The sequence below is a fragment of the Spartinivicinus poritis genome, assembly GCF_028858535.1.
Lineage (GTDB): Bacteria > Pseudomonadota > Gammaproteobacteria > Pseudomonadales > Zooshikellaceae > Spartinivicinus > Spartinivicinus poritis.
The window spans coordinates 66,531-81,097 of sequence record NZ_JAPMOU010000014.1; the positions used below are offsets into that span (position 1 = coordinate 66,531).

General features: G+C 33.6%; 11 protein-coding genes. 5 read left to right on the forward strand and 6 right to left on the reverse strand.

Going from position 1 to position 14,567, the window contains the following annotated elements; genetic code table 11:
* Positions 1-95: 95 nt before the first annotated feature.
* Positions 96-1,790, reverse strand: coding sequence for a type IV-A pilus assembly ATPase PilB (pilB, locus tag ORQ98_RS12560; RefSeq protein WP_274689156.1), 1,695 nt, complete (start codon positions 1,788-1,790; stop codon positions 96-98).
* Positions 1,791-2,109: 319 nt separating this feature from the next.
* Between pilB and ORQ98_RS12565 the strand changes: the two genes are divergently transcribed.
* The 5 genes from ORQ98_RS12565 to ORQ98_RS12585 all read left to right on the forward strand — a co-directional run bounded on the left by ORQ98_RS12565 (position 2,110) and on the right by ORQ98_RS12585 (position 7,931).
* On the forward strand, positions 2,110-2,562 hold the full coding sequence (locus ORQ98_RS12565) for a pilin (protein ID WP_274689157.1): 453 nt from the start codon (positions 2,110-2,112) through the stop codon (positions 2,560-2,562).
* Positions 2,555-4,471, forward strand: a complete 1,917-nt coding sequence (locus ORQ98_RS12570) for a hypothetical protein (RefSeq protein WP_274689158.1) — start codon at positions 2,555-2,557, stop codon at positions 4,469-4,471. Before ORQ98_RS12565 ends, ORQ98_RS12570 begins: the two co-directional genes overlap by 8 nt.
* Positions 4,464-5,321 carry a glycosyltransferase family 2 protein gene (locus ORQ98_RS12575; RefSeq protein WP_274689159.1) on the forward strand — a complete coding sequence of 286 codons (858 nt, stop codon included), beginning with the start codon at positions 4,464-4,466 and terminating at the stop codon, positions 5,319-5,321. The genes ORQ98_RS12570 and ORQ98_RS12575 overlap by 8 nt, the downstream gene beginning before the upstream one ends.
* A gap of 6 nt (positions 5,322-5,327) precedes the next feature.
* On the forward strand, positions 5,328-6,014 hold the full coding sequence (locus ORQ98_RS12580; protein ID WP_274689160.1) for a class I SAM-dependent methyltransferase: 687 nt from the start codon (positions 5,328-5,330) through the stop codon (positions 6,012-6,014).
* A 408-nt stretch (positions 6,015-6,422) separates the two neighbouring features.
* Positions 6,423-7,931: a hypothetical protein gene (locus tag ORQ98_RS12585; RefSeq protein ID WP_274689161.1), complete on the forward strand. Its 1,509-nt coding sequence runs from the start codon at positions 6,423-6,425 to the stop codon at positions 7,929-7,931.
* Between the two features lie 20 nt (positions 7,932-7,951).
* Here the strand turns inward: ORQ98_RS12585 and ORQ98_RS12590 are convergent, their stop codons facing one another.
* The 5 genes from ORQ98_RS12590 to ORQ98_RS12610 form a co-directional block, all read right to left on the reverse strand.
* A complete protein-coding gene (locus tag ORQ98_RS12590; RefSeq protein WP_274689162.1) occupies positions 7,952-8,836 on the reverse strand; it encodes a lysylphosphatidylglycerol synthase domain-containing protein in 885 nt (294 codons plus the stop codon).
* Entirely contained in the window at positions 8,837-11,728 is a 2,892-nt protein-coding gene (locus tag ORQ98_RS12595) for a spermine/spermidine synthase domain-containing protein (protein WP_274689163.1), read from the reverse strand.
* 183 nt (positions 11,729-11,911) lie between these two features.
* Positions 11,912-12,931 carry a UDP-glucose 4-epimerase GalE gene (galE, locus tag ORQ98_RS12600; RefSeq protein ID WP_274689164.1) on the reverse strand — a complete coding sequence of 340 codons (1,020 nt, stop codon included), beginning with the start codon at positions 12,929-12,931 and terminating at the stop codon, positions 11,912-11,914.
* Between the two features lie 119 nt (positions 12,932-13,050).
* Positions 13,051-13,911 (reverse strand): carboxylating nicotinate-nucleotide diphosphorylase, encoded by an 861-nt coding sequence (gene nadC, locus ORQ98_RS12605; RefSeq protein ID WP_274689165.1) that lies wholly within the window; start codon positions 13,909-13,911, stop codon positions 13,051-13,053.
* Between the two features lie 49 nt (positions 13,912-13,960).
* Positions 13,961-14,515, reverse strand: a complete 555-nt coding sequence (locus ORQ98_RS12610; RefSeq protein ID WP_274689166.1) for a retropepsin-like aspartic protease family protein — start codon at positions 14,513-14,515, stop codon at positions 13,961-13,963.
* Between the last annotated feature and the right edge of the window lie 52 nt (positions 14,516-14,567).

The following is a 14,567-nucleotide window of genomic DNA, read 5'->3' on the forward strand; positions in this document are numbered from 1 at the left end:
TTAAATCTGTTAGAAACAACCAGTTATAATGCTAACTTGTTCAAATAATTAAGGTTTTAGCCTAGTAGTATAACTTTACTTCAAAAGTAAGATGACTAGTCTTTAGTCACTCGATTCACTTCTTCCAGGCTAGTGACACCTTGTAGGGCTTTTAATAAGCCTGAAGTGCGTAAGTCATTGAAGCCTTCTTTTTTAGCTTGTTCGGCAATTTGAATTGAGTTACCTTCTTCCATGATGATTTTAGAAAGCCCTTGAGTAATTCTAACTACTTCATAAATACCCACACGCCCTTTATAACCATTGTTACACTTATCACAACCTTTAGCACTAGGGCTATATAGTATTGCAGTTTGTGCTTGTTCTTCAGTATATCCTTCATGAAGAAGGGCTGTTTTAGGAATATCCATTTTAACCTTGCAGTTACTACATAAGCGTCTTGCTAAGCGTTGGGCAATAATTAAGTTGACTGTTGTGGCTAAGTTAAAAGCTGGTACCCCCATGTTTAACAATCGGGTTAGGGTTTCAGCAGCACTATTGGTATGTAGCGTGGACATTACCATGTGGCCGGTTTGTGCTGCTTTGATAGCAATACTGGCAGTTTCCAGGTCCCGGATCTCACCGACCATGATAATATCTGGATCCTGTCGTAAGAATGCTCGCAGGGCCTGAGCAAAGTCCATACCTTGCTTTGGGTTGACGTTAACCTGGTTAATGCCTTCCAAGTTAATCTCTACAGGGTCTTCAGCAGTAGATATGTTGCGCTCGACAGTGTTGAGAATATTAAGCCCAGTGTACAATGAAACGGTTTTGCCACTCCCTGTTGGTCCAGTCACTAAAATCATGCCTTGCGGTTGATGTAAGGCTTCCATATACATGTCTTTTTGTTCTTCTTCGTAACCCAGGCTATCAATTCCCATTTGAGCACTGGTTGGGTCAAGAATCCTTAATACAATTTTTTCACCCCACAACGTTGGACAAGTATTGACCCGAAAGTCGATGGCTTTTGACTTGGACAACTTCATTTTAATCCGGCCATCCTGAGGCTTGCGCCGCTCAGAAATATCCATCGCAGACATAATTTTTAACCGGGAAGAAATGCGAGGGGCTAAAGTAATAGGTGGCCTCGCGGTTTCATGTAGTACACCATCTGTCCTGAACCTTACCCGGTAACTCTTTTCATAGGGCTCAAAGTGGAGGTCTGAAGACCCACCTTTAATAGCACTGAGTAGCATTTTATTAACAAAGCGAACGACAGGCGCATCATCTGCTTCATCACCACCAGCAGCTTCTTGTTCTTCTTCACCAGCAGATATTTCAAGAGCATCCAGGTCTTCGTCTGCTAAATCACTTAAGGCATCATCAGCGCTTTCAAGAAACTTTTCGATAGCTGCAGAGAGCTTATTTTCTTCAACTAATACAGAGTCGATATTTAACCCAGTATTAAAGCGGATTTCATCTAAAGCGTTGAGGTTGGTGGGGTCAGAAACTGCGATGAATAATCGATTACCTCGTTTAAGTAACGGAAGAATATGGTGTTTTCTGATCAGCTTTTCATTGACCAACTCTTTAGGAGCTTGCTCGAAATCGAAGCAGTCCATATCCATTAAAGGCGAGCCAAACTCTTCTGCTGCAAGTCGGGCAATATCCTTCGATTGAACGAGATCAGCCTGTACCAAGTGGGTGACAAAAGGAATTTTTTGCTTAGAGGCTTCTTGATAGGCTTGGCTCGCCTGGTCATGGCTGAGCAGATTATCATCAACTAAACGTTTAGCAAGTCCCGTTAGAATCATCTTTTATAATCGCTTACTTAGGCTACAACTATCGAAAATATATCTGTTAGATCGAATCAAGTATAGAGCGAAATAGTCAGCTTTTCATGTTGGAAGAAAATGGTAATAAAAAAGTTATGTATTAGTGACTGACCAAAATGGTCAGTAAGTGACCTAAAGTTTAATAAATAAACTGAATCAAAAATTGCAGCTTCACAAAGAAGTGCTATAACTAACTTGTAAATAGCGTCTAAAGTGACTTAAAGGATGCCTAAAACAGTTTGGCATAAATAATGACAGGGAGTTGAGTACTTTCCTAAAAATAGACGGAGTAAGACGCATGAAAACCATAAGGCAACAACAGGGTTTTACCCTTATCGAATTAATGATAGTAGTCGCTATTATTGGCATACTAGCAGCGGTAGCGATACCGGCTTACCAGGACTATACCATTAGGGCGAGAAGCTCGGAGGTATTGGTTATTGCAGGTAAAGATAAGTCAAGTATTTCGGAAACATTTCTATCAACGTCAAAAATGCCTAAGACTGCAACAGGCGGTGGTATAAGTCTAAACACTAAACAAAGCCCTTATATTACTAAAATTGAATATAACCAGGGATCAGATACTAGAGCTACCATTACTTATACACTAAACTCAACTTTAGGAGGGTCTGATACAAAAGGTGATACTCTCATTTTTACGGGAGTTGGTACAGTTGGTCAAGGGGTTACTTGGAGTTGTACTGCTGGTACATTAGACCCGAAATTCAGACCTGCTAATTGCCGTGAATAAGCTTTGTGAAAAAGCTAGCTCATCAAGCAATGAGCTAGCTTTTTTTTTAGAAAAAAAAGTTCTCATCTTTATATTAATTATTCTCGGCGTAGTATTGTATATACCTGGTCTTAGGGGACCCGCACTGTTAGATGACTATCATAATCTGATTCCGTTACTTGAGATACAAAATAAAAATATTACGTGGATTGATGTTGTTTCTGAAAATGAATCAGGTCCTTTAGGCAGGCCTGTATCTATGGCATCTTTTTTACTAAACTATGTGGTGTGGGGGGATAATAAATTTTTTTTTAAGCTGGTAAATGTTTTTATTCACTTGTTAATTGCTTGTTTGATTTTTTGGTTGTCAGTTATTTTGTACGATAAGACAGAAATTGCAAATAAAAGCAAACAGGCTGCTTTTTGTGTGGCTTTACTATGGTTAATAAATCCGTTATTTTTTAGTACTACTTTATATGTTATACAGCGCATGGCACAAATAAGTTGTTTGTTTATGCTATGTAGTATGATTGCCTATTACTATGCAAGAGTAAGCTTAGTAGTATATAAGTCAATTCTCCTCTATTTTCTAAGTTTTATCTTTTTTTATCCGTTAGCTATTTTTAGTAAAGAGAATGGTTTGTTAACACTGCCTGTGCTATTTTTGTTAGAGGTTTTCTTTTTTAAGTTTAGTGAGAAATTATATTTTAGCAATATATTGAAAAAAATTTATTTTCTAACTTTTGTGGGGGGAGTGGCTTTTGGAGTTTATTTTATCTTTTTTGTGGGTTTGAACTACTTGCCTGGTCTTAACTATGAAGAGAGAGAGTTTACACTATATGAGAGAGTTCTAACGCAGTTAAGAGTTTTGTTTATATATATAAAAAATATATTTATACCAGATGTAGTAAGTATGGGAGTATTTCATGATGATTTCTTAAAGTCTTCTAGCATCCTAAAACCCTGGACAACTGTTATGTCATTGTTTCTATGGGTTGCAACTATATTTTTGGTTATTAAATTTTGGAATAAAGTGGGAGTTAGACTTTTAAGTTTTGGTATATTGTTTTTTTTGATTGGACATGGGGTTGAGTCTAGTTTTCTTGGGTTGGAACTGTATTTTGAACATAGAAACTATTTTCCAGCCATAGGTTTAATTTGGGGAGTAGTTGGTCTAGGTGTATATTATTTTAAGAAGAAAGTAAATAAGTTAATAAAGAGTGGTATAGTATTATATTTTGTCACTATATATTTAACTGCTTATCAACTTTCTCATATTTGGGGGGATAAGTTTACTCTACTACAGCATTTTAAAAATGGACATCCTAACTCTATAAGGGTTTTAATGGACTTGGGAAGTGAGTATAGTAACTTAGGTATGTTATCAGAGGCAATAAATACCGTAAATAAAATTAAAAAAATAAATTCAAAAATGATAATTGGTGCAAATTTGCATCAAATGCATATATTATGCCTTAATAATCAGATCATAGATGAAAAGTACTATATGACTTTTATTAGCGAGAAAAGAGAGCAGAATTTAAAGTACGTTACTATTGCATTAGAAAAATTAGTTTATTTTTATAGAAGTGGCCATTGTAGAAGTATAGATATTAAAAAGCTGTCTAATTATTTCTATACTTGGGTTGTAAATTATAAATATAAAAGGAAATGGTTGATTGAAAATATTGCAGCTGAGCTATTTATTGTAGCTAATAATGACGCCTTAGCAATGAAGATTTTAAAGGATCTTTGGGAGAACGATCGTAATCACGTTAGGGTAGGGATTGATTTAGTTTATTTATTTATTAAAAATCGACAAATAAATCAAGCTAAAAAGGTAATGAATATTCTGTATGAGTATAGGTATGATAGACGAGTTTCAAGTGAAATAAAATACTATAGCAGAATGATAAAAGAATATGAATAAATTGAGCATAGTTATACCATGCAAGGATGATGGCTCTAAACTAGAGCTTCTTTTAGAAAAAATAATAGAGCAAAAAATTAATGCTGAAATTTTGGTTGTTAATGATGGATCGAAGGACAATACTAGTGGCATATGTGCTAAATATAATGTGAAGGAAGTTACTCATCCTTATAATAAAGGAAATGGCGCATCTATTAAATCTGGAGCAAATAGCGCAAGTGGGGATATTTTGGTTTTTATGGACGCAGATAACCAGCATGATCCTAAGTATATAAAGCAAATGTTAGAGAAGTTAGAAAGTGGTTATGATATGATTATTGCTGCGAGGGATTATGCTTCACACGAAAATTTTTTCAGGCTTGTAGCAAATAAGTTTTATAATAGTTTTTCTAGTTATGTCGTAGGCAATAAAGTAAAAGATTTAACCTCAGGGTTTAGAGTGGTTGATGCTGCAAAATTTAGAGAATTTATAAATATTTTACCTAATGGCTTTTCATACCCAACAACCATTACAATGGCATTCTATCGAGCTGGTTATTCAGTTGGTTTCATGCCAGTTAAATTCAATAAAAGAAATAGTGCAAGTCATATTAAGCCGTTGAGTGATGGTATTCGTTTCTTGCTGATAATTTTTAAAGTAGGTACGTTGTACTCACCATTGAAAGTTTTTTTTCCAGTAGGTATTTTTCATGTGATAACAGGTTTTTTTTATTATTTATATACGTTTGTTTTATATGAGAGGTTTACGAATATGAGTGCACTATTAATAAGTAATGGGTTAATTATTTTTTTAATAGGTTTGGTTGCTGAACAAATTACAGCTTTAATGTATATGAAAAAAAACAGGTGAAATTAATTGAAATTTTCAAATGGCATAGCTGCTTTTTTTAATTGGTGCTTGAATGAGTTGTTACCTCCAATAATTCGTGACAATAAATACATATTCTCTCCTATATATTATATACTTTTTAAAGAAAAATATAAATATTTTTTAGAGTTTAGAGATAATTTTTTTAATTTTAGTGAAAAAGAGATTACAGATTACTACAGAGTTACGGAAGACTGTGATTTAAAAGCTAAATCAGACACAAGCGATGAGGTATTGAGAGAGCTACAAAGTCTAATAATTGGTAATAATGTTCTTGATGTAGGATGTGGCTCCGGTATTATATCGGAATATGTAGATGGAAAAATTGACTATCTATGCTGTGATATTGCAAGATGTTTTAAAAAAAAATATAAGTTTTGCTATTGTACAGCAAATAATTTGTCATTTAAAGATAAACGTATTAGTACAATTGTTTGTTCTCATGTTTTGGAGCACTTGATAAACCCTATAGATGCGATAAAAGAATTTAGGAGGGTTGCGAGTGAAAGAATTATTATTATTTTACCAAGAGAGAGGCCATATAAGTTTGGTTTTAATCTGCATACACATTTCTTTCCATATCGTTATAATATTGAGTTACTCCTAAAGTCTGAAAATAAATACGAAATAAAAAAAATTAAAAACGAATGGATTTATATTGAGGATTTAGCTTAGTTTTTTTGGGAATATGTATTTATAGTTTTCTGAAGTTGTGGTATTTATTTAAATAGTTAGTGCTGGCGAGAGTTTGAAATGTAAAATAAATATAGGCTAAGCGGGATAAATGGTGCTTATTATTTGGTTTTTATATTTCAGTTATTAGTTAATAATTTAGTAAAGGTATTCTGTTTGTAGCTATTATAAAAAATAAACTTTTACAAGGCTAGATGGCCTTCATAATCTACGGTTAATATTAAAATTTTGTATATCTTAGCACTAAACTTTTTATGCTAAATCATAGTTATTATGTTAAGTGATTTTTATTATACATGGGTCCAGAATTTTTTTTATAGAAATAGAGTCAATATCTATATTATTTTTTGTCTTGTATTCTCTAATCCTTTACTAATAAACTATAATTATATGTTTGGTGTAAACTCTCCAGACTCTGCTGCGTATCTCTATCTTGGAGAGAGTATTATCTATGATGGAAAACTTTTTATTGAAGGGTGGGAGCATATCGACATAGGGCTAATTTTACCCCCAGTTTTTCCATTTTTAATAGGTGTTGGAAATTTTTTTATGGATCCAGTACTATTTGCTAGTTTTATTAATACTTTTTGTATTAGTTGTGCTGTAATTTTATTAATGGCTTATGTAGTGGAAATTTCAAGTACTGAAAATTCATTAATTTTTTGTCTTATTGTTCAGCTGAATTGGGTTTTTGCTTATTTTGGTAGTTCTATACTTACTGAGGGGGTTTTTATTTTTATTTTATCTGTAAACTTTATCTTAGCTTTAAAAGTTATTGAAAGAGGTAGAGGAAGTATAGCATTTATTCTTGGTTTAACCTCTGCAACCTTATTTCTTACAAGGCATATAGGGATTTTCTTTTTTATTGTTTTTTTGGGTTATTTGATTCTTTATAACTTTCAAAAAAAAATAATAATATATTTGCTAGTTGGTTTTAATACTATTTTTATTCCTTATAGCATAGCCTTATACGAGCAAACAGGAGAGGTATTAACTAGTCAAAGATTTAGGCTAAACAAATATGTAGTGAAAACCAGTAAAAAGAAAGATATTAAAATTATATCTTCTTATTCTGAACTAATTGAAAATAGGAGAAGGTTAAGAAAACTTTTAGTAGACTCATCAGAAATGGAAGGGTATACCATTTCAATAGATACGAAAAAAAGTGGTTTTAGAGTTGATGATTATGCAGTGAATTTATATAAAAATATTATTTATATCTTAGATTTAAATGGCAATCTGTTTTTTGTATGCTTTATCTTGTCGATTATTTCTTCATTTTCCTTAAAAATAAATAATTTTTTTGATGAGTGTAGAAAAATTTTGTCTTTATGTATTATTTTTTACTTTATATTCGTTTCGTTTTTCTCTGGTTTAATTGGTAGGTATGTATACGTTATTTTTCCCTTTGCCGTAGTTGTGGTGGTTTGTGAATTTTATTATATTTTTAGGTATTTTAATTTAAAAATTAACACTTTTTTATGTTGGTTTTTTTGTTTGGGTTTGATTTTATTATTTTCTTTGAATAATGCTTTTTTTGAGGTTAAAATGACAAGGAAGTCAGCGAAAGAAAGTGATCCATTATTTTTGTGTAAAAAAATAATTAATAAAAATGATCCGATTTTTTCGTTTCATCCTGGGCATGCATATATATTAGGTGGAGTATTTAGGGTGATTCCAAATGATAGCTTAGAAAAAGTTATAAAATATGCAAAAAAAACTGGTGTTAAATGGCTTGTTATTGATGAAAGTAATAATATGTATTACGAAGAAAGTCTTTATAAAAATATTGATTGGATAAAAAGCAAAAAAATCGATTTTTATAAAGCAATTAATAAAAGATGCATTGTGAAGCTAAAGGGTGGCGAAAATTTAATTTCTGTTTATGAAGTTAAATAGTTTTTTAGTTAAAAGGATTGCTAGTTTTTTGTTTTTTCTATAATAAAATAATGCAATGATAAAATAAAGATAAAGCTAGTTTGTATTATTCTATCTACTAATACAACTGTAAAAACAATATTAAAGTCTAAATTTATAAAAGTTGATATTGCACCTAAGCCGATCTCTCGAAAGCCTATATTTCCAGGTATTATTGCGATGAATGTGCTAAGGTTTATCAGGCAAAATAAAACGATACTTGTAGTTAGATTTGCATCTTTTTCTATTGATAAAAATATATAATAAATTATTAACGATCCAATTCCTACTTGAATTAAAAGTGAAGTGGTGATTTTTAGTGTTGTCTTCAAGTTTTTTTTTGTAAGCAAGTTTTCTATTTTTATATAGGTTAATATTTTTTTTGTATGGTATAGAATGATAATTGACAGAGCTGTAACTAGTATGTCAAATAGTAGAAAGGTTCTTATATCGTATTTCTGTACAAGCACTATAGTTGAAATGTTTAGTGCGACTAGTGAAATTGAGTAGTTTATTATATTTAGATATACAAATGATGAAATAAAATTTTTGTTAGAAATACAAAAATATTTTTTAAGTAAGTGCCATTTGGCTAAAATACTGCCAGCTTTAAATGGAGTTATTAAATTATAAAATGATGAGTAAATACTTATTTTGAAAAACAAGGTTTTGTTTTTTTTGTCGCTTTTCAATAAAGTTATTGACTTCATTAGTACAAAACCATTGATAAAAAAAAACACATAATATAAAAAAAAACAAATCATAATGGTTTTATAGTTTGTTTTTTCTAATGTTGTTATATGATCTTTAATGCTATATGTATATAATATAATAAAGACAATGCTTGCTATATAAATAGTGATTGATATTATTTTTTTTGGAGTCATCTAATCTAACAAGGCATCAATGTATGTTACTATAAGGTTATTTTTAACTTTCCTATTTATTTCTGAAACTTCTCTTTTTGCATCTTCTTTGTAGTTTAGCTTTGCAAGTGCATAGCTATATGATACTCGCATTGGTAGATCGATTGTATTATTCAGTAAAATGAACTTTTCAACTTGTTTTATTGTATCTGAATATTTGTTGGTGGCTATACTAGTGAAGTATTCTTTTAAATTATTGACTTTTTCTACTGGACAAGAGTCTTTGAAGTGAGCTTCAATGTGATCCAAGGCTACTTTTTTGTTTAGCCATGAAGAGGTGTATAACGATGTAGCTGTTTTTTTAATCCACTCATCTAATAAGCCATTATTTTTGCAAAAAAATTCTTTGTTATAAATTGAATTTTTAAGGGTTATATTTGATTTGTTTGTTTGGCTTATTTTTTGTGCAATGAAGAAGGTGTTTTCTTTATTTAGATTTTTTATGTTGATTTTATTGTTAGTTTTTATTTTTGTTATATGTGATAACTTTAAATCAAAGATTGCGTGCGCTGATGATTTAAAGTATCTGGTTTTATCAGATTTTTGTTGAATTATTGGAAAATAGTCAGAGTTGGGGTTTGTTTTTGTTTTATTAATTATTTTACTTAAGATAGCTTTGTTGGTTATTTCATGTATGATTATATCATCTATACTAGAGTGTTTTATTCTTGATAAATCGGATCTAATGTTGTCGATGTTGAAAATGTCAATATAATTAATGTCTATTTTTTTATTTGGAGATGAAACTATTATCAAATCCCCTTGATTGGATGCATAAACAATGTAGTCATTAAAATTTTCCCCTAAGGCTCTAAATGCGGAAAAAACGAGGTTTATGTCGATTTCATAAATTTGTAACCACTGAACGAATAAACCATCTTCCTTTATAAATTTTTTTATTAAACTATAGAATTCTGTTGTATATAAGCTGGCAACTCCACTAACCCAAGGATTAGAAGGCTCAGACATTATTACATCATATTTTTTTTGATTGGAAAAAAAGAAAGTTCTAGCATCTGCTATATGTATATTACTTCTAGCATCATCAAAAATCCGGAAGTTGAAGTTTTTGAAAAATTTTGCTCCTTCTACCATTTCTTTCTCAATTTCTATTGTATCTACACTCTCTATTTGGGGGTTGGATAAAAAAACATGGCTAGAAATTCCTGATCCAATTCCTACTATAGCAACACTTGAAATATTGCTTTTTATTGCCATAGGAATAGCTGCTGTTAAAATCATAGTATCTTCATCAGGAGTGGGAGGGTGATCTTGACTTATTGTTGCACTTGCATCTGTCTTACCGTTGGTGCTAATATATATCCTTGTATTTTTTTCCTTTCTTTGTTTTATAACAGCTACTGTTGCTGTTTTTCCGTCCGCGTGATAAATAATGTTTGATAAGTCAGAGTTGGGTAAAGTACCTGATCTATAAACTCCTGATGCCATTTTTAGTTCGTTGAAATTAATAAATGAAAGTAATAGGGGAGATAATATGAAAGCTACGAACTTAGTTTTAAGTTTATATTTAAATAAAGCTAAGGCAATTATTCCAATAAGGATATCAATAGTACTTCCAATTACAATTAAGTTTTTTAAACCGAATAATGGTATTACAATTTGAACAGCAATTACTACCCCCAAAATAGAACCTATAGTATTAGATGAATATACCCAACCAATTGAACGCTCATTATAGCCATTCTCTAGTAGAATATAGGTAATTAATGGTAATGTCATTCCTGCGCAGATTGTAGCGGGTAACATAATCACTAGGCATATTGCATGACTAACCAAATTAAAGTAAATATAACCAGGCTCCGTACGCTGTAATGCATGCATGGTAAAAGCCATAAAGTCGAATGTGTAGTTATAAAAGACAATGGTTAACGCAGCGAGTATCCCCATTATTATTTGGATATAACCTAACCATTGGATTGGATTGGTTATTTTGCTGATTTTATTTCTAATCCAAAAACCTCCGATGGCTAAACCCAAAATAAAAGCACTTAGCATTAGCTCAAAGGAATGAACGGAACTGCCTAGCACCATGCTTAACATACGAATCCAGGCGACTTCATACATAAAAGAGGCAGCTCCAGTGATGGCTGCGACGATAAGTAAAACCTTTAGTGTTTTATGAGTCTCAACTTCTTGTTTGTCCAGATGAGTGGATTGAATACTTTCATCTACAAATTGTTTACTGGTTATCCATGAGATAAGTGCTACAGCAAAATTAATCAACCCTGCTGTTAGCAATGTACCAGGTAATCCTACGGTGTGAACCAAATAAAAGCCAGCAACTAATACACCAATTGCCGCGCCAAAGCTATTAGAAAAATATAAAATAGAGAGTGAGTGCCCCTTCTTTTCAGGAAAATAATGGATAAAGCCGGCACTCATTAGAGGGAATGTACTGCCTAATAAGATAGTTTGTGGCAGGATTAAGAGGGTTGCTAAGCTCCATTTAAAAACTTCAATTTGTAAGCTGCTACCAAGAAAAGGCATGACAATATTGTAAGAAAAATCAGTGCTGGTTACATAAATATTATGAAATACTAATGCGAAAATACCGACAATCGCTTCAACGATTGCATATGCTAAAAATAAGTTTTTAAATTTATGTAGATATTTACTTGCTAACCAGGCACCAAGTGCCATGCCTCCCATAAAAATAATTAAAACTAAAGTTTGGGCATAGGCGGCATGACCTAAAAATAGTTTTAAGTATTGAGTCCAAATCGACTCATAGATCAGGCCTGCAAAACCGGATAGAAAAAACACTAATATTAGTGTATTTCTATTTATGGTTTCACTAAAAGTAATACGTTGATTGATTGCTAAGGTACTCATCCCGGTCTCAGCTTTTTATTAGACGGCACCTTTAAGCATAGAAGAGATATAAGAGAAGTGTTAGATTTCTTTTGGTTACTTGAAGCCTTCTCTTATACCTTGATAAAGCGATTATTGAAATAATTTGTCAACTATTATTTTAGATATCTATAACATCGTTGTTTAAGCACTTTAGCTGTGGAGCTATTTTGCAGAGTACCCCTCAGGATTTTGTTGTTGCCAACGCCATGTATCGTTGATCATATCTTCTAGGGTTTTGGTGGCTTCCCAGTGAAGAGTTTGTTTCGCTAATGCTGGGTTGGCATAGCAAGCATCTATATCGCCGGGGCGGCGATCGGTAATTTGGTAGGGGATGGGTTTGCCGCTAATTTTGGCGAAGGCTTCTACCATTTCTAATACACTGTATCCGTTGCCTACTCCCAGGTTATAGGCTTGGCAGCCTGGCTTATCAGCCATTTTTTCGATGGCTTTGACGTGTCCCTTGGCCAAGTCTACTACATGAATGTAGTCTCTCACGCCAGTGCCATCGGGAGTATTGTAGTCGTTACCAAATACGTTAAGTTGTTTACGTTTACCAATGGCTACTTGGGAGATATACGGCATTAGGTTATTGGGGATGCCATTGGGATCTTCACCAATTAAACCGGATTCATGTGCGCCTACTGGGTTAAAGTAACGAAGTAGAGCAATATTCCAGCGGTTATCAGCTTGGTAATGGTCTCTTAATATATCTTCCACGATAAGTTTTGAGCGGCCATAGGGGTTAGTGGCTGATAGTGGAAAGTTTTCAACAATAGGTAAACTAGCTGGGTTCCCATAAACAGTAGCGGATGAACTGAATACCAGGTTTTTAACCTGATGGTCTTGCATCATTTGACACAGTTTGATGGTGCCTGACACATTGTTTTCGTAATAAGTAAGGGGGATTTCAGAGGACTCACCGACAGCTTTTAAGCCAGCAAAATGGACGACAGCATAAAACTGATGTTGTTTAAATACTTGCTCTAAGGCTTCAGTGTCCAGAATGTCGATTTTATGAAAGGTAAGTGGTTTATTACATATTTTCTGTACACGATCCAACGATTCTGGATGGCTATTGGATAGATTATCCACTACCACCACTTCATAGCCTTTATTCAGTAGCTCAACACAGGTATGACTTCCAATGTAGCCAGCTCCGCCTGTTACTAAAATTTTTTGCATGCTTTACATCCAATATAATTATCAAATTTTTCCCTCACCCCAGCCCTCTCCCAGAGGGAAAGGGTGTTAAGTGGTTTTACGATACTTTCAGAGGTTAGGGTATTAATTGTTTTAATTTTTCAATTACCTTTCAAATTTTGTTCTTCGAACCGCATGGATAAATCGATAGCACGACAATCTTTGGTTAGCATTCCAATTGAAATATAGTCGACACCTGTGGTGGCTACTTCAACCAGGGTGTGTTTATTAATCCCACCTGATGCTTCTAACTTTGCTCTTCCTTTTACCCGTTCAACTGCCTGGATTAATTGCTCAGGGGAAAAATTATCCAGCATGATGATATCTGCTTCTGCTGCCAGAGCTTCTTCTAACTCCGCAAAACACTCTACTTCGACTTCGACAGGCTTACCTGGGTTGAGCTGTTTCGCTTGATTGACAGCATTGGTAATTGAGCCACAGGCATTGATATGGTTTTCTTTAATTAGGTAGGCATCATATAGACCAATACGGTGGTTATAACAGCCACCTTTAGTTACCGCGTATTTTTGGGCAACTCGTAAGCCAGGGATGGTTTTGCGAGTATCCAGTAATTTTACTGGCGTATGCTTCACTAGTTTGGCATATTCATGACAAATAGTGGCTGTGCCAGAAAGGGTTTGTAAAAAATTGAGGGCTGTTCGTTCTGCAGTCAGGATTGCTTGAGCGCAGCCTGTTACACTAAATAGTTGCTGGTTAGCGGTAACAAATTGACCTTCTTCTACCTGCCAGTTGACGATTAGGCTTGGGTTCACTTGTTTAAATACTTCATCTACCCATGGTTGGCCACAAATGATAGCTGTTTCCCGAGAAATCACATAGGCAGTGGCTTCAGCTTTAGCAGGTATTAATTGAGCAGTGATGTCACCACTTCCCACATCTTCAGCCAGTGCTTGGTTCACATTATCTATTACAGCTTGTTTTAGAATTACTGGGTCAATCATTATTGCCTTCGGTAATGTAGGGTTAGTTGTTTTAAGAGGATTAGTATATCTAATTTTGTTGGGGTAGCTTAAGTATTAACTGGTCACCTTGCTGGCTAAAGTCTAATTGGCGTAATGCACTCATACCCAGTAAAATTTCATCACCTTCCATATGTGGATTGATACTGGCATCGACATCAAAAAAACGAATATTACCTAGGGTAAGGCTGGCTAATCGGGTGACAAACACATCAACCGTGCCATTGGCGGTTTGTGCTTTGTGAGTAGCGAGCTTTGGTAGACTCAGGTGTTTTGCAACCGCTTCTGGAATCACAACATTAGTTGCTCCAGTATCTAAAAAAAACTGGACTTCTTTACCATTAATATAACCATTAGCAACATAGTGACCATAGCGGTTGCGCGTTAGCCTGACTTCACGACTGCCATCCTGGTTAACTTGGGCAACTGGTACTTGGTTTGGGTTATGCCGTTGTTTTTCCCAGTTGCTGAAATAAAGGGTTAGCAATAGCAGTGCAGTGATCCAGGCAGCAACCAACATCCCACGACCAATTGTGTGAGATATTGCTGTATTTTGATGGCTTTGAGTTTCTTCGGAATTACTCATATTAGCGCTACATAAATTTAAAAAGCCCATGTAATACTAACACTATTGTTAA

What these genes read in the sequence shown, in the direction of transcription:
- pilB (WP_274689156.1), bottom strand. Translation starts at nt 1,790, where the DNA reads ATGATTCTAACGGGACTTGCTAAACGTTTAGTTGATGATAATCTGCTC.
- ORQ98_RS12565 (WP_274689157.1), top strand. Translation starts at nt 2,110, where the DNA reads ATGAAAACCATAAGGCAACAACAGGGTTTTACCCTTATCGAATTAATG.
- ORQ98_RS12575 (WP_274689159.1), top strand. Translation starts at nt 4,464, where the DNA reads ATGAATAAATTGAGCATAGTTATACCATGCAAGGATGATGGCTCTAAA.
- ORQ98_RS12585 (WP_274689161.1), top strand. Translation starts at nt 6,423, where the DNA reads ATGTTTGGTGTAAACTCTCCAGACTCTGCTGCGTATCTCTATCTTGGA.
- ORQ98_RS12590 (WP_274689162.1), bottom strand. Translation starts at nt 8,836, where the DNA reads ATGACTCCAAAAAAAATAATATCAATCACTATTTATATAGCAAGCATT.
- ORQ98_RS12595 (WP_274689163.1), bottom strand. Translation starts at nt 11,728, where the DNA reads ATGAGTACCTTAGCAATCAATCAACGTATTACTTTTAGTGAAACCATA.
- galE (WP_274689164.1), bottom strand. Translation starts at nt 12,931, where the DNA reads ATGCAAAAAATTTTAGTAACAGGCGGAGCTGGCTACATTGGAAGTCAT.
- nadC (WP_274689165.1), bottom strand. Translation starts at nt 13,911, where the DNA reads ATGATTGACCCAGTAATTCTAAAACAAGCTGTAATAGATAATGTGAAC.
- ORQ98_RS12610 (WP_274689166.1), bottom strand. Translation starts at nt 14,515, where the DNA reads ATGAGTAATTCCGAAGAAACTCAAAGCCATCAAAATACAGCAATATCT.